At 39.3% G+C, this 21,852-nt stretch carries 22 protein-coding genes, 1 other RNA gene and 2 pseudogenes; 17 read left to right on the plus strand and 8 right to left on the minus strand.

What is annotated here, in order from left to right:
• The first annotated feature begins 137 nt into the window (after positions 1–137).
• The 6 genes from QP437_RS03790 to cydC all read left to right on the plus strand — a co-directional run bounded on the left by QP437_RS03790 (position 138) and on the right by cydC (position 8,635).
• A complete protein-coding gene (locus QP437_RS03790) occupies positions 138–1,535 on the plus strand; it encodes a DASS family sodium-coupled anion symporter (RefSeq protein ID WP_285267004.1) in 1,398 nt (465 codons plus the stop codon).
• A 133-nt stretch (positions 1,536–1,668) separates the two neighbouring features.
• The gene (locus QP437_RS03795) at positions 1,669–2,979 is read left to right on the plus strand and encodes a nucleobase:cation symporter-2 family protein (protein ID WP_054418118.1); all 1,311 of its coding nucleotides are present in this window, start codon (positions 1,669–1,671) and stop codon (positions 2,977–2,979) included.
• A gap of 119 nt (positions 2,980–3,098) precedes the next feature.
• Positions 3,099–3,956: a co-chaperone YbbN gene (locus tag QP437_RS03800; RefSeq protein WP_285267005.1), complete on the plus strand. Its 858-nt coding sequence runs from the start codon at positions 3,099–3,101 to the stop codon at positions 3,954–3,956.
• An 89-nt stretch (positions 3,957–4,045) separates the two neighbouring features.
• Positions 4,046–4,999 carry a thioredoxin-disulfide reductase gene (gene trxB / locus QP437_RS03805; RefSeq protein WP_285267006.1) on the plus strand — a complete coding sequence of 318 codons (954 nt, stop codon included), beginning with the start codon at positions 4,046–4,048 and terminating at the stop codon, positions 4,997–4,999.
• Positions 5,000–5,144: 145 nt separating this feature from the next.
• Positions 5,145–6,905: a cysteine/glutathione ABC transporter permease/ATP-binding protein CydD gene (gene cydD, locus QP437_RS03810; protein WP_285267007.1), complete on the plus strand. Its 1,761-nt coding sequence runs from the start codon at positions 5,145–5,147 to the stop codon at positions 6,903–6,905.
• On the plus strand, positions 6,905–8,635 hold the full coding sequence (gene cydC / locus QP437_RS03815; RefSeq protein ID WP_285267008.1) for a cysteine/glutathione ABC transporter ATP-binding protein/permease CydC: 1,731 nt from the start codon (positions 6,905–6,907) through the stop codon (positions 8,633–8,635). The genes cydD and cydC overlap by 1 nt, the downstream gene beginning before the upstream one ends.
• 26 nt (positions 8,636–8,661) lie before the next feature.
• Here cydC and ffs read toward each other — a convergent pair.
• Positions 8,662–8,760: signal recognition particle sRNA small type (ffs, locus tag QP437_RS03820), an RNA gene on the minus strand.
• 127 nt (positions 8,761–8,887) lie between these two features.
• Here ffs and nrdG point away from each other — a divergent pair.
• Positions 8,888–9,355, plus strand: a complete 468-nt coding sequence (gene nrdG / locus QP437_RS03825) for an anaerobic ribonucleoside-triphosphate reductase-activating protein (protein ID WP_285267009.1) — start codon at positions 8,888–8,890, stop codon at positions 9,353–9,355.
• Here nrdG and QP437_RS03830 read toward each other — a convergent pair.
• Together QP437_RS03830 and QP437_RS03835 are read right to left on the minus strand one after the other, a co-directional pair.
• Positions 9,352–10,140, minus strand: coding sequence for a TatD family hydrolase (locus QP437_RS03830; RefSeq protein ID WP_285267010.1), 789 nt, complete (start codon positions 10,138–10,140; stop codon positions 9,352–9,354). The two genes, nrdG and QP437_RS03830, sit on opposite strands and share 4 nt — an antisense overlap.
• 57 nt (positions 10,141–10,197) lie before the next feature.
• Positions 10,198–10,707 (minus strand): peptidylprolyl isomerase, encoded by a 510-nt coding sequence (locus QP437_RS03835; protein WP_005699853.1) that lies wholly within the window; start codon positions 10,705–10,707, stop codon positions 10,198–10,200.
• Positions 10,708–10,814: 107 nt separating this feature from the next.
• Here QP437_RS03835 and cysS point away from each other — a divergent pair, with 107 nt between their 5' ends.
• From cysS to QP437_RS03870, 7 genes and pseudogenes are all read left to right on the plus strand, one after another.
• Entirely contained in the window at positions 10,815–12,194 is a 1,380-nt protein-coding gene (cysS, locus tag QP437_RS03840; protein ID WP_265470221.1) for a cysteine--tRNA ligase, read from the plus strand.
• A 71-nt stretch (positions 12,195–12,265) separates the two neighbouring features.
• Positions 12,266–12,502: pseudogene (locus QP437_RS03845) on the plus strand (integrase core domain-containing protein); the annotation flags it as partial.
• A 234-nt stretch (positions 12,503–12,736) separates the two neighbouring features.
• Positions 12,737–13,177 (plus strand): DoxX family protein, encoded by a 441-nt coding sequence (locus tag QP437_RS03850; protein WP_005699852.1) that lies wholly within the window; start codon positions 12,737–12,739, stop codon positions 13,175–13,177.
• Between the two features lie 34 nt (positions 13,178–13,211).
• Entirely contained in the window at positions 13,212–13,469 is a 258-nt protein-coding gene (locus tag QP437_RS03855) for a hypothetical protein (protein ID WP_070583295.1), read from the plus strand.
• 77 nt (positions 13,470–13,546) lie between these two features.
• Positions 13,547–14,467, plus strand: coding sequence for a DUF692 domain-containing protein (locus QP437_RS03860; protein ID WP_285267011.1), 921 nt, complete (start codon positions 13,547–13,549; stop codon positions 14,465–14,467).
• Positions 14,457–15,170, plus strand: a complete 714-nt coding sequence (locus QP437_RS03865) for a DUF2063 domain-containing protein (protein ID WP_285267012.1) — start codon at positions 14,457–14,459, stop codon at positions 15,168–15,170. Before QP437_RS03860 ends, QP437_RS03865 begins: the two co-directional genes overlap by 11 nt.
• Positions 15,155–15,619: pseudogene (locus tag QP437_RS03870) on the plus strand (DALR domain-containing protein); the annotation flags it as partial. The gene QP437_RS03865 and the pseudogene QP437_RS03870, both read left to right, overlap by 16 nt.
• Positions 15,620–15,681: 62 nt before the next feature.
• Here QP437_RS03870 and QP437_RS03875 read toward each other — a convergent pair.
• Positions 15,682–16,044 (minus strand): hypothetical protein, encoded by a 363-nt coding sequence (locus QP437_RS03875; protein WP_285267013.1) that lies wholly within the window; start codon positions 16,042–16,044, stop codon positions 15,682–15,684.
• A 112-nt stretch (positions 16,045–16,156) separates the two neighbouring features.
• Here QP437_RS03875 and QP437_RS03880 point away from each other — a divergent pair, with 112 nt between their 5' ends.
• Entirely contained in the window at positions 16,157–16,705 is a 549-nt protein-coding gene (locus QP437_RS03880; protein ID WP_049366227.1) for a sigma-70 family RNA polymerase sigma factor, read from the plus strand.
• Positions 16,706–16,716: 11 nt separating this feature from the next.
• A complete protein-coding gene (locus tag QP437_RS03885) occupies positions 16,717–16,884 on the plus strand; it encodes a zf-HC2 domain-containing protein (protein ID WP_049366225.1) in 168 nt (55 codons plus the stop codon).
• A 32-nt stretch (positions 16,885–16,916) separates the two neighbouring features.
• Here the strand turns inward: QP437_RS03885 and QP437_RS03890 are convergent, their stop codons facing one another.
• A complete protein-coding gene (locus QP437_RS03890; protein WP_049366223.1) occupies positions 16,917–17,477 on the minus strand; it encodes a YtfJ family protein in 561 nt (186 codons plus the stop codon).
• Between the two features lie 110 nt (positions 17,478–17,587).
• On the opposite strand from QP437_RS03890, the gene QP437_RS03895 reads away from it, so the two are divergent.
• The gene (locus tag QP437_RS03895) at positions 17,588–17,914 is read left to right on the plus strand and encodes a zinc ribbon domain-containing protein YjdM (RefSeq protein ID WP_049370107.1); all 327 of its coding nucleotides are present in this window, start codon (positions 17,588–17,590) and stop codon (positions 17,912–17,914) included.
• 67 nt (positions 17,915–17,981) lie between these two features.
• On the opposite strand, the gene QP437_RS03900 is transcribed toward QP437_RS03895, so the two are convergent.
• The 3 genes from QP437_RS03900 to lpxC form a co-directional block, all read right to left on the minus strand.
• Positions 17,982–19,139, minus strand: coding sequence for a chorismate mutase (locus tag QP437_RS03900; RefSeq protein ID WP_285267014.1), 1,158 nt, complete (start codon positions 19,137–19,139; stop codon positions 17,982–17,984).
• A gap of 8 nt (positions 19,140–19,147) precedes the next feature.
• Entirely contained in the window at positions 19,148–20,788 is a 1,641-nt protein-coding gene (gene ushA, locus QP437_RS03905) for a bifunctional UDP-sugar hydrolase/5'-nucleotidase UshA (protein ID WP_285267015.1), read from the minus strand.
• Between the two features lie 122 nt (positions 20,789–20,910).
• Positions 20,911–21,828 (minus strand): UDP-3-O-acyl-N-acetylglucosamine deacetylase, encoded by a 918-nt coding sequence (lpxC, locus tag QP437_RS03910; RefSeq protein ID WP_197541809.1) that lies wholly within the window; start codon positions 21,826–21,828, stop codon positions 20,911–20,913.
• Positions 21,829–21,852: the final 24 nt, after the last annotated feature.

Consider the following 21,852-nt stretch of genomic DNA (forward strand, 5'->3'; position numbering starts at 1 on the left):
TTAATTATGAAGTGCGGTCAAAAAGCATCCAGTTTTGACAGCTCTTTCTTTTATTATAATCAATTTTTAGTATGCATTATTTCCTGACTGAGGCCTGTTATGCTAAAATCGCCGGCCTTAAAAATATAGGAAAAAATATGCAAGTAATATCTGTCACAAACTCTCAACGAAAAGCATGGAATAAACAAACTATTATATTCCTTTCTGATGTAGCTCTCTTTTTTATTCTACTCAATACACTTCCTTTTGCCCCTGCTGAGAATAAAGGATTATCTTTACTCGCATTTGTGGCCATTCTATGGCTCACCGAAGCAGTTAGTGTAACCATCACTGCATTATTCGTTCCAATTCTATCTGTTCTATTAGGATTAGCTGATAGTCGCGAAGCCCTCGTAGCCTTTGCAGATCCCACAATCTTCTTATTCTTTGGTGGTTTTGCGCTTGCAACGGCATTAAATGCGCAAAAAATCGATCAAATGATCGCTAATAAAATCATGCAGTTAGCGCGGGGTCGGTTATCTGTTGCTGTACTCTATTTATTTGTCGCAACAGCATTTTTGTCCATGTGGATGAGCAATACCGCTACTGCTGCAATGATGATCCCACTTTCAATGACTATTTTAAGTCAGTTAGACCGTAATAAAGATCACAATACTTATGTATTCGTATTATTAGGCATTGCTTATAGTGCTACCATCGGTGGTATGGGAACCCTTGTAGGTAGCCCACCGAATGCTATTGCAGCATCTCAACTTCATTTAGGTTTTGCAGACTGGTTAATGTATGGCACTCCAGTCATGCTGATTTTATTCCCTGTAATTATTGGTTGGTTATACCTTGTTTTTAAACCCAAACTTGGCCTTCGTTTTGATGCGGAATTTGCCAAAATTCACATGACGAAAAAACGGATTTTAACCTTAACTATTTTTGTGACCGTGGCGATTCTTTGGATTTTTGGTGGCTACATCAACCCTATTCTTTCTCAATTATTAGGTTTACCAAAACCAATTGGCAGCTTTGACAGTATGGTTGCGCTCTCAGCAGCAATTGTCATCTGTGTAACCGGTATCGCAAGCTGGAAAGAAGTGCAAGAAAATACAGAATGGGGCGTATTATTTCTCTTCGGTGGCGGCTTAACCTTAAGTTCTGTACTCACTCATTCAGGTGCAAGTAAAATCATGGCAGATGGTATAGTCTTCATTATTGAGGGGGGCCACTACTATGTGATGGCATTAATTGTTGCAGCCTTTATTGTCTGCTTGACTGAATTTACGTCAAACACAGCAAGTGCAGCTTTACTGGTTCCAATCTTTATTTCTATCGCACAAGCACTGAATATGCCACCGCTTGGTTTTGCGATGATTATCGGCCTCGGGGCATCTTGTGCCTTTATGATGCCGGTTGGTACACCACCGAATGCAATTGTGTACTCCACAGGTTTTGTTAAACAATCCGAAATGATCCGCGTGGGTAAATTTATTGATTTAACCTGTATGGTCATTATCGCAACCATTGCTTATCTGTTCTGGATGTAGCCTTTAAATCAAACAAGTGCGGTTGAAAATCACGTAATTTTTAACCGCACTTTTTTATTTTCTTTACGCAAACGTTTGCGGTAAATAAAAATTAACGTATAATTCGCACAATTTTTTTACTTAAGGAAACCTAATGAATAACAACCTGCTTTATACGGTGGAAGACAAACCACCTTTCGGATTGAGTTTACTCCTTGCGGCACAACATTTACTTGCCGCACTTGGGGGAATTATTGCTGTACCATTGGTCATTGGTAACGTCTTAAAATTACCTACCGAAGACACCATTACGCTAGTGAATGCTGCACTCTTGATTTCTGGCGTGGTGACAGTTATTCAATGTAAAGGCTTGGGGCCTGTGGGCATTCGTTTGCCAAGTGTGATGGGAACCAGTTTTACTTTCGTTGCCGCAGCACTTGCCATTGGTTTTAGTGAATATGGTATTGCCGGTATTTTAGGGGCTTCTCTTGTTGGTTCACTAGTGATGATTATCGGCAGTTTCTTTATGCCGTATATTCGTAAATTGTTCCCACCGATTGTGACTGGTACTGTCGTTATGATGATCGGTTTAAGCCTGATTCCTGTTGCCGTTGACTGGTTCGCGGGTGGGCAACGTGGTGATGCGAATTATGCAACACCTGAAAATTTAATGATGGCGAGCTTTGTGTTGGTGATCGTGGTTGCACTCGTACAATGGGGCAAAGGCATTTTCTCCGCCGCAGCGATCGTTATTGGCATGATGACAGGTTATATTGTTTGTTTGGCGATGGGTTGGGTGAGCTTTGAAGGTGTAAAACAAGCACAAACTTTCGCGATTCCGCAACCACTACACTTTGGCTTAGCTTTCCCAATTTCAGGTATAATCGGCATGTCCATTGCGTACTTAGTCACGATCGTTGAATCAAGCGGTAACTTCTTAGCACTGGGTAATGCGACTCAAACAGAAATCACCGGCAAACATTTACGCGGTGGCGTTTTAGCCGATGGTTTAGGTTCAGCCTTAGCTGCCATTATGTCTACCACGCCATTCTCTTCATTCTCACAAAACATTGGCGTCATTTCTCTAACTGGCGTGGCAAGCCGTCACGTGGTTGCGCTAACCGGTGTGCTTCTAGCGCTAGCGGGCTTATTTCCTGTATTCGGTGCATTAATTGTATCAATTCCATTACCAGTATTAGGCGGTGCAGGCTTAATGATGTTCGCGATGATTATCGCTGCAGGTATCCAAATGTTGGATAAAGTGGCTCGTAGCAAACGTAATGGTTTAATTATCGCGATTTCCATTGGCTGTGGCTTAGCCGTGACGACTCGTCCAGAATTGCTTGATAAATTACCGCACTTTTTCAAAGAAGTGCTCGGTTCAGGCATTACTGTAGGTTCATTACTTGCCTTAATTCTTAACCTCGTGCTTCCTGAAGATAAAGTGGAAGAAACAAAAGAATAAAAATAGATAGCGAATAAGGGCAGATTAACACTGCCCTTTTCTTTTCCTGTAAAACATTTCTAAAACTGACCGCACTTTGTTAAAATCAGGCATCATTTTCCATTTATCAAGGAATAAAAATGGCAGATTTACCTTTTTTAGTTGAACTGAACGAACAAAATCTTACTGAAACGTTGCAACGTTCGGTGGAAACCCCGCTTGTCATTAACTTTTATGCGCCAAGCCATAAAGAATCGGCAGATTTTGCAAAAGTTCTACAACGTGTTGCAGAACAACACCAAGGACAATTTATTCTAGGCTTAGTCAATTGTGAAACGGAGCAAATGATTGCTGCTCAATTTCGTATTCAAGCGTTACCAACAACCTATCTTTTCAAAGAGGCACAGGCATTAGATGCGTTCCCTGGTGCATTAGATGAAGCCAGCTTATTACAACGTTTAAGCGCCATTTTGCCGAAAGAAGAAGATTTAAAATTCCAAAAAGCCTTGGATTTTTTACAAGTGGAAGATTACGACTCTGCTCTTCCATTACTGAAAGAAGCCTGGGAACTTTCGGATAAGAAAAACAGCGATGTGGCATTACTTTATGCGGAAACCTATATTGCTATGAAGAAAACGGAACCTGCGGCAGATATTTTAGCGCAAATTCCGATTCAGGATCGCGACAGCCGTTGGCATGGTTTACAAGCACAGATTGATCTTTTAATTAAAGCAGCCGATACGCCAGAAATTCAGCAATTACAAGCGGATTATGCGAAAAATCCAACGCCTGAAATTGCGTTGAAATTGGCTGTTCAGCTACATCAAGCCAATCGAAACGAAGAAGCATTGGATTTATTATTTAGCATTCTTAAACAAGATCTTTCTGCAGAAAATGGTGAAGTGAAACAACAGTTTTTATCTATTTTATCAGCCATTGGCAATGCAGATCCTATCACCAATAAATATCGCCGATTGCTGTATTCATTGCTTTACTAATACGATCAACTATTTTTTTATGCATGAAGGCTTTATAATGAACGAATTCCAAAAGCCTCATGCTTTATTTTATAAACAAAGGATTCTTTATGTCAGACGTTAAACACAGCAAATTATTAATTTTAGGTTCAGGTCCTGCAGGTTATACCGCCGCTATTTATGCCGCACGTGCAAACTTAAAACCTGTTTTAGTGACCGGTCTTCAACAGGGCGGGCAACTTACCACTACTGATGAAATTGAAAACTGGCCGGGTGATTTTGAAATGACCACTGGTCCAGGTTTAATGCAACGTATGTTGCAACATGCCGAAAAATTTGAAACGGAAATCGTGTTTGATCATATCAATAAAGTCGATTTATCTTCTCGCCCATTCAAACTTTATGGCGATATGCAAACCTTCACATGTGATGCATTAATCATCGCAACAGGGGCATCAGCACGTTATATCGGATTAGAATCAGAAAGCGCTTATAAAGGCCGTGGTGTTTCAGCTTGCGCAACCTGTGATGGTTTCTTCTATCGCAATAAACCGGTTGCTGTTGTCGGTGGTGGAAATACTGCCGTTGAAGAAGCACTTTACTTGGCTAATATTGCGTCTGAAGTGCACTTAATCCACCGCCGTGATAGCTTCCGTGCAGAAAAAATCTTAATCGATCGCTTATACAAAAAAGTCGAAGAAGGCAAAATCGTGCTTCATACTGACCGCACTTTGAATGAAGTGTTAGGCGATAACATGGGCGTAACAGGTGTACGTTTAGAAAACGTAAAAACTGGCGAAAAAGAAGACGTGAAATTAGACGGTTTATTTATTGCTATCGGTCATGCGCCAAACACTGAAATCTTCCAAGGTCAGCTTGAACTTAACAACGGTTATATCGTCGTTAAATCTGGTCTTGAAGGCAATGCAACAGCAACATCAGTGCAAGGCGTATTTGCTGCGGGAGATGTAATGGATCACAACTATCGCCAAGCCATTACTTCAGCGGGTACAGGCTGTATGGCAGCATTAGATGCTGAACGTTATTTAGATGCACAAGAATAAATAAATTTCCTTATTTATTTTCCCCTCTTTAGCCAAGAAGGGTTAAGGGAGATTTTAAAGAATCAATTTTGTATCAATAAACTCGCCCTTCAAGCTCCCTCTCAATAGAGAGGGAGAACTTTTTAAATACTAACTCTACAAATCTATGGACAAACTTCGCCAAAAATATTTACAAAAATGGCTTCGTGCGCAGCAACAACCTGTTAAAAAATTAATGCGCACCAATATTGCCCTTGCCACACTTTCTTCCTTAATTCTTGTGGCTCAAACCTATTTTCTTGCGACATTGCTCGACAAGCTGATTATGCAAAATGTCGATCGCACTGAACTGGTTCCATATTTTATTACATTAATCATTACTTTTGCTTTGCGTGCGGTTATTTTATGGCTACGCGAAAAAATTGGCTTTAAAGCAGGTCGATTACTGCGCAATCACATGCGCCAAAAGATCTTAGATAAAATCCATCAAGTTGGGCCGGCCACCATCAATAATAAACCAGCCGGAAGCTGGGCAAGTATCATGCTTGAACAAGTGGAAAATCTGCATAACTTCTATGCGCGTTTCTTACCACAACAAAGTTTGTCTGCCATTGTACCAATGGTGATTTTAATTGCTGTATTCCCACTCAACTGGGCGGCAGGATTGATTTTGATGGTCACTGCACCACTTGTACCAATTTTTATGATTCTAGTAGGAATTGCAGCAGCAGATAGCAGCCAAAAAAATATGGCAACCCTTTCTCGCTTAAGTGCACAATTCTTGGATCGCTTACGCGGTTTAGAAACCTTGCGTCTTTTCAACCGCACTTCGGAACAAACACAACATATTGAAAACACAACGGAAGACTTCCGTGAAACGACCATGGCCGTACTTAAAATGGCGTTTCTCTCTTCTGCTGTGTTAGAGTTTTTCACCTCAATTTCCATTGCTTTAATGGCGGTGTATTTTGGTTTTAGCTATTTAGGCCAAGTCGAATTTGGTACTTATGGCACCACGCTGACCTTGTTTACCGGCTTTTTCTGCTTAATTCTGGCACCAGAATTTTATCAACCATTACGTGATCTAGGTACTTACTATCACGATCGTGCAGCCGGTATTGGTGCTGCTGATGCCATTGTCGATTTCTTAGAAGCGGATTATTTAATTGCCCATCAAGGCAATGAACAAATTCCAGCACAAAGTGCGGTCGAAATTCAGGCTGAAAATTTAGTGGCACTTTCTCCACAAGGTCAACCATTAACTAAGCCACTTTCATTCCATATTCCGAAAGAAAGCCATATTGCCCTTGTGGGCCAAAGTGGCGCAGGAAAAACCTCTTTAATCAATGTATTACTCGGTTTCTTGCCTTATGAAGGCAGCTTAAAAATTAACGGTGTGGAACTTAATCAAAGCCGTTTAAGCGACTGGCGCAAACAAATTGCGTGGGTGGGGCAAAACCCATTACTACTACAAGGTAGCATCAAAGAAAATCTACTTTTGGGTGATATTCAAGCCACCGACGCACAAATCGAGCAAGCTTTGATTTCTGCTCAAGCAAAAGAGTTTACCGATAAATTAGGCTTTGATAGCGAAATTAAAGATGGCGGCATAGGTGTATCTGTAGGCCAAGCTCAACGCTTAGCGATCGCTCGCGCTTTACTACGCAAAGGCAATTTATTATTACTCGATGAGCCAACAGCTAGCCTCGATGCTCAGTCTGAAAATCTGGTACTTGCAGCCCTTGCAGAAATGAGCCATAACCAAACGACCTTAATGATCACACACCGTATTGAAGATCTAAAACAATGCGACAATATTTTTGTGATGCAAGAAGGTGAAATTGTTCAACAAGGGCATTTCAACCAATTAAAAGATCAAGGCTTCTTTGCCGAATTATTGGCTCAACGAAAAGAGGATATTCAATAATGCGTGCTTTACTTCCCTTTTTACGTTTATTTAAATTCGCCAAGTTGCCTTTATTTTTAGGCTTAGTTTTAATGATTACGGGCCTTGCATCTAGCATAGGCTTGCTGACCACATCGGGTTGGTTTTTAGCGGCAACGGCCATTGCGGGTCTTGGCACGTTATTTAATTTCTTCTATCCTTCTGCCTCTGTGCGTGGGCTTGCCATTGGCCGTACCCTTTTCCGTTATTTTGAAAAGTTGGTAACACACGATGCGACTTTCCGCATTTTGGCTAAATTACGGGTACAAGTTTTTGAGAAAATTATTCCATTAAGTCCTGCTGTGTTAAATCGCTACCGTAACAGCGATTTATTAAACCGCTTAGTGTCTGATGTGGATACGCTGGATAGTCTCTATCTTCGCTTAATTGCGCCATTTATTACGGCTATTTTTGTGATTCTAGCTATGTGTATTGGCCTAAGTTTTGTCAATGCACCTTTAGCCTTAGGTCTAGGTGCGAGCCTGCTTTTATTAGTATTCGTCATTCCAACCGTTTTCTACCAACTGGGTAAAAAATTTGGCGATAAACTTGTGCATTCACGTGCGCTTTATCGCACCCAATTCTTAGAATTTATCCAAGCACAAGCGGAATTATTGCTCTTTAATGCCGAAGATAAATTGAAAGATAACATGGCTAAAACTGAAGCTAATTGGCAAGCAGACCAACAAAAAGAAGCCAATTTAAGCGGATTTTCAACCGCACTTTCACTCTTCTTAAATGGTTTGATTATTGCCGCAATGTTGTGGTTTAGCTCACAAGCGGAATTTGGCAACGATGAATATCGTATGGCATTTATTGCGCTCTTCACTTTTGCGGCCCTTGCATCGTTTGAAATCTTAATGCCATTAGGTTCTGCGTTCTTACATATCGGGCAAGTCATTGCGTCGGCTGAACGCGTGACAGATATTATCGAACAGCAACCATTAGTGACCTTTAATGGCAAAGCGGAGTTCGATCAAAACGCCACAACATTAATTGAAGCGAAAGATCTTTCTTTCACTTATCCTGAACGTCAAAATCGTGCTTTAGAGAATTTGAATTTAACCATTCAAAAAGGTAAAAAAGTCGCAATTTTAGGTAAAACAGGCAGCGGAAAATCCACGTTATTACAGCTTTTAGTACGCAATTACGATGCAAACCAAGGTCAGCTATTTCTTGCTGGCAAGCCGATTGCTGATTACGCCGAAGACACATTACGCAGCCAATTCTGCTTTTTAACGCAACGTGTTCATGTATTTAGCGATACACTTCGTCAAAATCTGCAATTCGCAAGTGCGGTCAAGATTTCAGATGAAAAAATGATTGAGGTGTTAAATCAGGTTGGTTTAGGCAAATTGTTGGAACAAGAACAAGGCTTAGATATTTGGTTAGGTGATGGCGGCCGTCCACTTTCTGGTGGAGAACAACGTCGTTTAGGCTTAGCGCGTATTTTGCTTAATGATACGCCAATTTTATTATTAGATGAGCCAACTGAAGGTTTAGACCGCGAAACTGAGCGCCAAATTCTGCGTTTAACTCTTGCCCATGCTGAAAATAAAACTTTAATTATGGTGACTCACCGCTTAACGGCGATCGAGCAATTTGATGAACTTTTTGTGATTGATGAAGCGAAGCTAATTGAAAAAGGCACTTATGCAGAATTATTGCAATTAGAAAAAGGGTTCTTCAAACAATTAGTGGAGCGTGTGTAAAACAAGGAAGGATAAGTTGGGTGGAAATCTTCCCAGCTTATTCTCGGCACACAGAAATTCCGACTTTGGCTGCTTTCTTCCGAACCTGACCGAGTAAACCGGACACCGTTGCGAGAGACCGAGAAGATTTCCATTGATATCGCAATGCGATTAGGTGGGCTATTATGCAAGAATTGGCCCTGTATTGCAAAGGTTAATTTATCAATTCAGTGAATTTGACGAGAAAATCAACCGCACTTTTAAGGTAAAACCATGAACTATCTCCAATACTACCCTACCGATGTTGTAAATGGCGAAGGCACCCGTTGTACCCTTTTCGTTAGCGGTTGTACGCATGGTTGCCGTGGTTGCTACAACCAAAAGAGCTGGTCTTTTGATAATGGTGTATTATTTGATGAGGCGATGGAACAACAGATCATCAATGATTTAAAAGATACGCGCATTAAACGTCAAGGGCTCACGCTTTCTGGTGGAGATCCGATGCATCCTCGTAATGTTGAAGCCTTACTTCCTTTTGTTCAACGTGTCAAAAAAGAATGTCCCGATAAGGACATTTGGGTGTGGACGGGTTATAAACTGGATGAACTTAATGATTATCAACGTCAAATGTTGCCTTATATTGACGTGCTCATTGATGGAAAATTTATACAAGAACAGGCTGACCCAAGCTTGGTTTGGCGCGGTTCAGCCAATCAAGTGATTTACCGTTTTAAGGTTTAACCGAATAAGATTAAGCTATTCTGCCAAGCCGTTTCTTTGATCACTTCAGCATTTTCACTTCTTAAATGACATAACGCCTCAAAGGTGTGAACAATCCGCTCTGGTCGATTAGGTTGCCCTTGAAAGCCAAACACTGGCATATCTGGTGTATCTGTTTCTAACACCAACGCCTCTAATGGCAACTTCGCAATCGCTTGGCGGGTTTTATTTGCACGTTCATAAGTAATGGTACCGCCTACGCCAATTTTATACCCTAAGTCCACAAATCGTTTAGCTTGATCATAACTTCCAGAAAAACCATGCACGACACCACATTTTGGTAAATTGGCTTGTTTTAAAAAACGGAATAATTGCTCATGGGATTTTCGGCTATGTAAATTGACCGACAGATTGTATTTCTTCGCTAGATAAAGTTGGCTTTCAAAAAAATGTTGTTGCTTTTGCCATAATTCATCGGTTAATAAATCGGGAATCGCACATTCTAAGCCTATTTCTGCTACGGCTGTACAATTTTGATTACGAACAGATAATGCCGCATCCAATATCTCTAAATCATGCTCTTGATGCTCTTTGATATAAAGAGGATGCAACCCAAGCCCACAATAAAGATGCTCAGAGAAAAGTGCGGTCATATTTTGAATCGTTTTAAAATCCGACTCTTTTACCGCCACAATCAAGATTTTCTGCACATCAGCTTGCTTAGCGTTATCCACCAGCTGAGCTAATGGCTCACCAGTATCATGATGAAGATAATCAAGATGGGTATGTGTATCGAAGAAAGGCATCGCGTTATTTCACTTAAGAAAAAGGTGTGCAGATTACGCATCCACACACCGAATTAATTATTCTACAGAAACGGATGTAATCACTACATCTTCTGTTGGAACGTCTTGGTGGAAGCCTTTATTACCGGTTTTTACTTTCTTGATTTTATCAACCACATCCATGCCTTCAACCACTTCACCGAATACGGCATAGCCCCATTCTTGCACAACTTCACGGCCAAACATCTCTTTTGAACGGTAGTTTAAGAAGTCATTATCTGCCACGTTAATGAAGAATTGTGCCGTTGCAGAATGTGGATCAGAGGTACGAGCCATGGCGATTGTGCCACGTTTATTGCTTAAACGATTATTAGCTTCATTTTGGATCGGTGCGTTTGTTGCTTTTTCACGCATTCCGCTTTCCATACCACCGCCTTGGATCATAAATCCATCAATAACACGGTGGAAAATTGTGTTATTATAGAAACCGTTTTTACAATAATTTAAAAAGTTTTCTGCGGTGATTGGCGCTTTATCAAAATCAAGTTTAATTTTAATATCGCCAAAATTTGTGTGTAATGTAACCATGTTGTTTTCCTCTTGAAAATTAAGGCATTCATTATTCCACAAATGGCGAGAAAGTGCCACCATGAGCAGAAAAAGTGCGGTCGGATTCCAATCAGAAGAGAAAAAATATGTTAAAGATCTTTAATACCCTCACTCGAGAAAAAGAAGTTTTCAAACCTATCCATGAAGGAAAAGTGGGTATGTATGTGTGCGGCGTGACCGTTTACGATTTATGCCATATTGGCCACGGCCGTACCTTTGTGTGTTTTGATGTGATTGCTCGCTATTTACGCTCTTTAGGCTACGATTTGACTTATGTGCGTAATATCACAGATGTGGACGATAAAATCATTAAACGTGCATTAGAAAACAAAGAAACCTGCGATCAACTTGTAGATCGTATGGTGCAAGAAATGTATAAAGATTTTGATGCATTAAACGTATTACGTCCAGATTTTGAACCTCGTGCGACACATCATATTCCTGAAATTATTGAGATTGTGGAAAAACTGATTGCACGTGGTCATGCTTATGTTGCAGACAATGGCGATGTGATGTTTGATGTGGAAAGCTTTAAGGAATACGGCAAATTATCACGCCAAGATCTCGACCAATTACAAGCGGGCGCACGCATTGAAATTAATGAAATCAAGAAAAATCCAATGGATTTCGTGCTTTGGAAAATGTCGAAAGAAAACGAACCAAGCTGGCCATCCCCATGGGGGGCTGGTCGTCCAGGTTGGCACATTGAATGTTCAGCGATGAACTGCAAACAACTTGGCGAACATTTTGATATTCACGGTGGTGGTTCTGATTTAATGTTCCCACACCACGAAAATGAAATTGCGCAATCTTGCTGTGCTCATGGCGGCCAATATGTGAATTATTGGATCCATTCTGGCATGATTATGGTAGATAAAGAAAAAATGTCGAAATCCCTCGGCAACTTCTTCACTATTCGTGATGTATTAAACCACTACAATGCAGAAGCGGTGCGTTATTTCTTACTAACGGCACACTATCGCAGCCAACTCAATTACAGCGAAGAAAACCTGAACTTAGCACAAGGTGCATTAGAACGTTTATACACTGCTTTACGTGGTACAGATCAAAGTGCAGTTGCTTTTGGCGGTGAAAATTTTGTGGAAGCCTTCCGTGAAGCCATGGACGATGATTTCAATACACCGAATGCCCTTTCTGTCCTATTTGAAATGGCGCGTGAAATCAATAAATTGAAAACTGAAGATGCAGAAAAAGCCAATGGTCTTGCTGCGCGTTTACGTGAGTTAGCGGGTATCTTAGGTTTACTTCAACAAGATCCAGAAAAATTCTTACAAGCTGGCTCTGACGATGATGAAGTCGCAAAAATTGAAGCGCTTATCAAACAACGAAACGAAGCCCGTGCCGCTAAAGATTGGACTGCAGCAGATGCGGCACGTAATGAACTTACGGCAATGGGTATCGTGTTAGAAGATGGAGCCAACGGCACGACGTGGCGTAAACAATAATCTCGCAATTTTTCACATCAATTTTCCATTTTTTCAAACTCAAGGTGTAGCTATTCCGCTCAACCTTCATTCAGGTAACTCAAAGTATGAGCCGCCGAGGTAACTGTTGGGATAATGCTCCAATGGAGCGTTGGTTCCGCAGCTTTAAATATGAATGGATGCAAAAGGGCGACTATCTAACCTTGGGGCAAGCGATGGACGATGTGAGAGATTATGTGATGTATTACAATTTTGTTCGCCCACATCGTTACAATCAAGGTTTGGCGCCTGTTTTAACAAAAAAAACCTATCGGGGACTGTTGAATTAGCTGATCACTACATTAATCAGTAAAAGATAAAAGGGCGAAGATTATTAGAATCTTAGCCCTTAATGTTATCTGCATTTTTACAAAAAATAATATTTTCAATTTTTTGAAAAAAAGTGTAAGAAAAAAGGCTTATCTCCGACTAATAGAATAACTAGGAAGCATTTCCTACCATAATGAACTAAATAGTTTCATAAAATAGGTAATCAATCAGAGGAAAAAATGAAAGATTGTAAGATGCAAGGTATCAGCAGCGGCGTAAGTTTATTGATTTTACGCTTTTTTCTTGCGTGGGAATTTTTAGAGGCAGGGTTAGAAAAATGGAATGGTCAAAATTGGTTTACTGAAATACAAGATCGTTTTCCTTTTCCATTTAATCTTATTCCAGCCGATATTAATTGGCACGTTGCAATGGGATCTGAATTAATTTTCCCATTCTTGCTGATATTTGGGGTGCTAACACGTTTTAGTGCATTAAGTTTAACGATTTTAATCTCTGTCGCGTGGTATAGCATTCACGCCGATTCAGGTTATAACGTTTGTGATAATGGTTATAAATTACCCTTAATTTATGTGGTAACTTTATTAATCTTAATTACGCAGGGAGCAGGGAAACTCTCTTTAGACACGCTTATTAAGAAGGTTTATCCAACTAAAAGCTGGTTGAAATTTCTCTAACTATATATTCAATATCAAATTCTAGGAGATTTAAATGAAAAAATTATCCACTTTAGCCGCATTAGCAGGAGCATTAACGATGACAGTAGCCACTGTTGCACACGCTGAGCCAAAATCAAGCAGTATGGATAAAGCTGCAACACCTTGTGTAGGCGATAAATGTGTGAAAACAAAAGCTGCAGAAGGTAAATGTGGTGCAAACGAAACGAAAGCCGCAGAAGGTAAATGTGGTGCGAGCAAACCAAAAGCTGCAGAAGGTAAATGTGGTGAAGGTAAATGCGGTTCTAAATAATCGTATTTAAATCTAGATGCCATACATAACACTGGTGTAAATTTACGCCAGTGTTGTATTAAAAGGAGTAAATAATTATGTTACAAGGTGCAGGATTAGGGTATCGTCGAGATTTAGCGGATGATTTTTTGAATTTATCGTCAAATAATGCGATTCAGTTTATGGAAGTTGCGCCAGAAAATTGGGTAAAAATGGGAGGAGCTGCTCGTTATAAATTTGATCAAGCCGCTGAAAGATATCCACTTGCGGTACACGGACTATCACTTTCATTAGGCGGGCAAGCACCACTTGATCGCGAGTTATTAAAAAATACTAAAGCATTAATGACTCAATATAATTCGACATTTTTTTCTGAACATTTGAGTTATTGTGAATGTGAAGGGCATTTATATGATTTATTACCTATGCCATTTACTGAAGAAGCTGTAAAACACGTAGCACAGAGAATCCGCTATGTGCAAGATTTTTTAGGATTACAAATTTCATTAGAAAACACCTCTTATTATTTACACTCTCCCACCAGCACAATGAATGAAGTAGAATTTTTAAATGCTATTGCACAAGAAGCGGATTGTGGTATTCATTTAGATGTGAATAATATTTATGTAAATGGCGTCAATCACGGTTTACTTGATCCTTATGTTTTTTTAGATCAAGTAGATGTGAAACGTGTCAATTACATTCATATTGCAGGACACGACGAAGAACATTCTGCAGCACAAGTTGTGGAGGATTTAGAAGGAGAATCATTTAATAAAATAAAAGGGGCATATCGCCATTTACCAGAGTTATTAATTGATACGCACGGTGAGGCAGTAAAAGGTACTGTGTGGGATTTATTAGAATATGCCTATCAACGACTACCTGCCATTCCGCCAACATTATTAGAGCGTGATTTCAATTTCCCTCCATTTGCAGAACTTTATGCTGAAGTTGAACATATTGCACAACTACAGCAAAAATATGCTCAAAAAGAGGTAATATCCTATGCAGCCTAAACCTTCGCTTATTGAAACACAAAAAGCACTTGCCACAGCAGTTCGATTGGCTCATGCTCAACCTCTAAATGGTTATGCTCCGAATCGCCTTGCTGTTTATGCTCGTTTAGTTCGAAATAACATCTTTGGTTTTATTGACCGTTGTTTTGTTGAAGCGCCTAAACACGTTTCTGCTGAGAGTTGGTCTCAGACAAAAGAAATGTTTGTATTAACAGGAAAATCACATTCTCCTTATTTTCAAGATATTGCTGGAGAATTTCTCTTATTTTGTCAAGAAAAAGAGAGTTTTGACGCCAATATACTGGCATTGATGGATTTTGAAAATACTCAATTACTTGCAGAAGTTTCTTTAGCAAAAGTACCTGAAAAATTTGAGTGGAATAAGTATAGCGTAATGCAGTTATCTGATGCAGCTTATTTAAAAAGCTATGAAGTCGATTTTTTATCAAGCGATTTTAAACAATTTGATGAAAACCCTATGCAAGCTGTTATATGGCGGGATAGCGATTTTAATATTCTGCAACAACGCTTATCTGAACTTGACTTTTGGCTATTAAGTTATATACAAGAACAACCTTCGTCTTTAGAAGAGGTATTATCTGCCTTAAATACAGTTGTTGAAGATAGCACTCCCTTAATTCCATTATTGGAAAACACCTGGGTGAATTGGATTAATGCTGAAGTGCTTTATCCCAAAGTATGAGTCGCCGAGGTAACTGTTGGGATAATGCCCCAATGGAGCGTTGGTTTCGCAGCTTTAAATATGAATGGATGCAAGAGGGCGACTATATAACCTTGGGGCAAGCGATGGACGATGATTTCAATACGCCGAACGCTCTTTCTGTCCTATTTGAAATGGCTCGTGAAATCAATAAATTGAAAACTGAAGATACAGAAAAAGCCAATGGTCTTGCTGCTCGTTTACGTGAATTAGCGGGTATCTTAGGTTTACTTCAACAAGATCCAGAAAAATTCTTACAAGCGGGCTCTGACGATGATGAAGTCGCAAAAATTGAAGCGCTCATCAAATAACGCAACGAAGCGCGTGCTGCTAAAGATTGGGCTGCTGCAGATGCGGCTCGTAATGAACTCACTGCAATGGGAATTGTGTTAGAAGACGGCCCTAACGGCACGACGTGGCGTAAACAATAATCTCACTTTGATACAAAAACTGCGGTCAAATTGACCGCAGTTTTTCTTTTAAGAAGAAAGCATTACATTTTCGGTTTTTCCATTGTTTTTGCTTTTTTCTTCATTTCTTTTGCTTTCATTTCTTTTGTTTTCATATCATCAGATTTCATTCCTTCTGATTTCATATTATCCATTTTCATGTCGTGAGATTTCATATCATGAGATTTCATCATCCCATCAGATGCCATTTTGTCATTTTGCATTGGCATAGCGTCTTTTGTCATCGGCATAGCGTCTTTTGTCATCGGCATAGCGTCTTTTGTCATCGGCATGGAATCTTTTGCCATCGACATTTCATTAGATTTCATATCGGTCGCATAAAGACTGGTTGCGAAGAAAAGTGCAGCAATAGCAGTAAAGGTTGTTTTTGCAGTAATATTTTTCATTTTGAATCTTCCTTAATTTGTGAATAATTAGCATTGGATGGAAAGGTTTCCCCTTTCATTATCATTAGACGAATGAGAAATCTATTTCTTACACTTTTTTCAAGGAAAAAATATGGAAACTGGAATTTCCAATAAAGACTTGGCTCAAATTAGAGAGCAAATGCTGAAATTTGCCACATTACAGGTGGGCGATTCTGTATTAGCTGAAGATTTGGTGCAAGAGAGTTTTTTAAGTGCATTTAACCATCTTGAGCAATTTAAACGACAAGCGGCATTTAAGACCTGGGTCTTTGCTATCTTAAAAAATAAAATCATTGATTTTCTTCGCCAGAAAGGCAAATTAGTGCTAGAAACCGAAATTGAAGATGAAGAACAAACTAATCATTTCTTTGATGAAGGTGGACACTGGAAAGCTGAACATTCTCCACTCGATCTCGAACTGAGCGAAAGTGCGGTCTATTCTGAAGAATTCTGGCTGATTTTTGAAACTTGCTTAACTTGCCTGCCAGCCAAACAAGCCAAGATTTTTATGATGAGAGAGTTTTTGGAATTATCTTCTGAAGAAATTTGCCAAGAAAATCAATTAAGCATAAGTAACTTGCACACGACACTCTATCGTGCCCGCTTACAACTTCAAAACTGCTTATCTCATAAACTTTAAGGAGTGACTTTATGAAATGTCGCCAAGCGACTCGCCTCATTTCAGATGCACAAGAACGCTCATTAATGACTAAAGAAAAAATTGGGCTCAATTTGCATCTTGCCATCTGTACACATTGCCGTAAATTTCAACGAAATTGTGGCACATTGAGAAAATTAATGAAGGATTTCAAAGGATAAAAAGCGGAAGACAACTTCCGCTTATTGCTATATTACTTCGCCATTAACGCTGTTGCTCGTGAAATGACTTCCTTGACTTCATCATCCGTCAATTTACCTTCTTTCACAAATTGCACCTTGCCGGTTTTATCAAGCAAAATAATCACGCTGTCTTTTTCACGTAATCCCCATGCATTTTTGACCGCACTTTTATCATCTAAAATCACTTGGCTGTGGGCATTTTCTTTTTTGCCTTTTTCTGCACTACTTTTCACAAACATGCCTGTGCCCACAACAGCATCATCTGCATTAATAATCGTCGTGGTTTGATATTTGGCTTGGTTAAAATGAGCTGCTTTGATGGCTTCGATCATCGCTTGATTTTTCTCTTTTGCCGCACTTCTGCCTGCAATATGCTGAATCACACGGACTTTGCCAGGTAATGCCGTTGAGCTCCACGATTTATACGCTACATCATTGCCATTTAAAGTGATTTCGCCTTTATCCGAAACCGTTACATTGGCTAAAAGTTGATTAGGTTGAATATTGTGAGCGAATGTATTGGCTGAGATTAAACTCCCCATCACAGCGCTCAAAAGCATGATTTTTTTCATAAATACCTCATAAATTCCGTGAAATGCCCATTTTTTGGCGAATAGTCACTTTTTTGTTATACTCCGTGCGCATTATACTTTGCTTAAATCAGATAAAGAAGGAAAAAGAAATGGATCAAATGCCAGCTTGCCCAAAATGTAAAGGTGAATATGTTTATCATGATTCTGTGAATTTTATTTGCCCTGATTGTGGCAATGAGTGGAATGGTAACGAAGCAGTTGAAGCCGATGAAGATCAACTGATTGTCAAAGACAGCAACGGTAATTTATTAGCCGATGGTGATGATGTGCTTTTAATTAAAGATTTAAAATTAAAAGGTTCATCTGAAGTGTTGAAGAAAGGCACTAAATTCAAAAACATCCGTTTAGTCAACGGTGATCACAACGTCGATTGTGGCAAAATCATGTTGAAATCAGAGTTCTTGAAAAAAGCTTAAGAATTCCCAATAAAAAGAGCGGTCGATTTTAACGTTGTTTTAAATCGACCGCTCTTTTTTATTTTCATTATACCTTCGCAGGTTTCACTATTTCACTTGGATAACAACCAAGCACTTTCAGATAATTACTGAATTGCTTAAGCTCTTCCAAGGCAATTTGGGTATCTGGATGATGAATATTTCCTTCAATTTCTAAATAGAACATTTCTTCCCAAGGTTTGCCATAAATAGGACGAGATTCAAGCTTGGTCATATTAATACCGTGCTTTTTAAACACAAGTAAGGCGTCCACTAAAGAACCCGCTTGTTGCGATGTAGTCATCAACAATAAGGTTTTCGTGTGGATTTGTGGTGAAACTTCACGAGCTTGTTTTGCCACTACGATGAAACGCGTAATGTTATTTTCTTGGTTAGCAATATTATGTTTTAACACATGTAAGCCATAAAGTTTACCACCATCTTCATTGCCTAATGCCGCAATATTCGGTTTATTCAAGCTTGCCACGAGCTGCATTGCATGAGAGCTACTTTCGCAGAATTCAATATGCACACGCTCAAGACTTTGAATAAATTGACTACACTGCTGGATCACTTGTGGATGGCTATAAAGCGTATCAATTTTGCTTAAATCATCTTGCTCATTCACTAAAACACAGTGCTTGATAAGATAAGCCAACTCGCCCACCAAAGATAAGGTAGTATGTTGAAGCAGATCATAAACTTCATTAATTGCACCTGACGTGGTGTTTTCTAAAGGCAGTACACCATAATCAGCTTCTCCACTTTCGACCTTTTCAAAAATTTGAGCAAAGGAATCACAACTGATTTCAGCAAACTGCTGGTTATAACGAGCCGCATAATTACGCGCAGCCAAATTAGAGTAAGAACCACGCTTGCCTAAGAAAGCAATATGTAACGTTTCTTCTCGTTGCTCATTGAGCTTTTTCTGCAAGTACACTTGCTGTGTGAGCACAGAATCTTCAATGATCTTTTGGAAGACTGACGTAATATATTGTGGTTCAAGCTGATAATTTTGACTTTCAGCAAATTGCACAAGCTCTTGTAAGAGCTGTTGTTCACGCTCTAAATCACGCAACGCTTTTTGCGTGACCTCTTTGCTTCTCACCACATCATATGCCAGGCGGTGACGCTCTGAAAGCAGCTTTAACAAGCTGCGATCAATTTGCGTAATTTGCTGACGAATTTCTGATAAATCTAATGCCATTTCATTCCTTATTTAAAGGTTACTTCATTGTGAGGGATGTATTTCTCCGCATTAATAGGTGAATTTTTCTCAAAAAATTCTTTTAAAACATCCGCATCAATAAAACCTGTATTAACAAAAGTTGGATTTTTGGTCATAACCGGATAACCATCTCCACCTGCAGCATTATAACTTGGTACAGAAATACGGTAAATTTTATTTAAATCCAATGGTTTGCCTTGAATTTTCACATTTTCAACTTTCTTATCCGCACGATTCACTGTCATGCTGATACCTGAATATTGTGCATAGGCACCAGAATCTACTTCTTTCAATGCCACCACATTTAAATAATCCAATAATTCTTTACCGGTTAATTCAAAATAGCTCACAATGTTACCAAATGGATGGATTTTTAAAATGTCTTTATAAGTCACATCACCTTCTTGGATAGAATCACGAATACCACCTGAGTTCATGATACCAATGTCTGCTTTCGCTTTTTGGCGTTGTGCTTCTGCAATTAAGTGACCAAGGTTAGTTTGTTCAAAACGAATAATGGTACGATCACCTTCTAACTTACCATTTAGTTTACCCACTTTTTGGCTTAATAAAGCATCACCTTTATCTTGGTAAGATTTTAAAAGTTTTTCCATTTCTGGATCTTGTGGAATTTCTTCGGCATAGTTCACATATTCTGTTTTGCCATCTTCTTTTTTCACTTTTTTCTTCAAGTTCACTGGAATTAATTGATAATTCACTAATTTTAATTCACCATTTTTGAACTCAAAGTCAGCTCGACCAACGTATTTACCCCATTCAAATGCTTGCATAATCCAAGTACCATTTTGGAAATCCGGTTTACATGGCTGAGTTGGTTGATAATCTTTAATCCATACACCTTTGTCATCCACACAAATCGGATCATGGCTGTGACCACCGATAATCATATCGAATGCGCCTTTATCTAAATTACGTGCAAGACTTACATCACCAGGCGCATTTGACCCATGTTTCGCATCATAGTAATAGCCCATATGTGTTAAAGCGATTTTTACATCGGGCTTAACTTTTTCATTTAGCGCTTTTAATGTGGCTTTTGCTACTGTTGTTGGATCTTCAAACTTCACATTGTGAAGATATTCTGGGTTACCTAATTTTGCAGTATCCTCTGTGGTTAAACCAACCACAGCAATTTTAAGATCTTGTTTATTTAAAATGGTATAAGGCTTAACTAAGGTTTTACCTGTTTTGGTGTTAATCACATTTGCAGATAAGAATGGGAAATTCGCCCATTTTTCTTGCATATCAAGAATTTGTAATGGATTATCAAACTCGTGATTACCTAATACGGTTGCTTCATAGCCTATTGCATTCATTGCTTTAATGTCAGGTTCTGCTGTTTGCATATCTGACTCAGGTACACCAGTATTAAAATCACCTGCATTTAATAAAACGAGTGAGCCACCTTTTTGCTCGACTTCAGCTTTTACGCGATTAACAATTGTTTTGTGTGCAGGAAAGCCATATTCACCTTTAGCATTCGGCCAAAAATGTCCGTGCGTATCATTGGTGTGTAATATGGTAAATTGATAGGTTTTATCTTGTTCATATGCCATTGCCGCAGAAGTTGCTAGCACAAGAGGAAGCACGGTAAATAATTTTTTCATAATAAAAAGCACCTCTATTTTTGACCGCTCTTTACCTTCGCAGAAAACAAAAATAACAGAGCAAGATGGGAAATAAAAAAGCTATACTCCCGAAAGAAGTATAGCTTTTCAACAAAACATTGTTAGATGAGTACCTGCGCAGGCGCAACATAACCTTGTGGAACTTGTTTCTTATCTTCAAAAGTAACAAATTCCCACGCGTCCTGATCGGCAAGTACAGCACGGAGTAGCTTGTTATTTAAACCGTGACCAGATTTATAAGCTTTGAAATCACCGATGATGTTATAGCCACACATATAAAGATCGCCAATCGCATCAAGCATTTTATGACGAACTAATTCATCTCTGAAGCGTAATCCGTCTTCATTTAAGATACGGTAATCATCTAATACGATGGCATTATCTAGGCTACCGCCTAATGCAAGACCTTGAGATTGAAGATACTCAATATCTTTCATGAAACCAAAGGTTCTTGCACGACTAATTTGATGTACGAATGCTTGTGCTGAGAAATCCATCACGTAATTACGTACATTTTTACTAATCGCAGGATGATCAAAGTCGATTGTGAAATCTAAACGGAAACCATTATAAGGTTTGAATTCTGCCCATTTGTCACCGTCTTCTACTCGTACATTTTTCTTAATACGAATAAATTTCTTCGGTGCATTTTGTTCTTCAATACCTGCGTCTAAAAGCAAGTAAATGAATGGGCTTGCACTACCGTCCATGATTGGAATTTCAGGTGCATCAACTTCAATAATAATATTATCGATACCTAAACCTGCTAATGCTGCGTTTAAGTGCTCTACGGTTGAAACACGCACACCTTGTTCATTCACAAGTGCAGTACAAAGCATCGTATCACGCACTGAATCCGCATTCGCAGGAAAAGTCACCGGCGGATTAAGATCGGTACGGCAGTAAATCACGCCAGTATTCGGCATAGCCGGGCGCAACGTTAATGTTACTTTTTTACCGCTATGTAAGCCTACACCTGTGACTTTAATGCTTTGTTTTAATGTTCTTTGTTTAATCATCTCTTTTACCTTATTGATTCACAA

The sequence above is a fragment of the Haemophilus sp. UMB1048 genome (assembly GCF_030218125.1).
Taxonomy (GTDB): Bacteria; Pseudomonadota; Gammaproteobacteria; order Enterobacterales; family Pasteurellaceae; genus Haemophilus_D.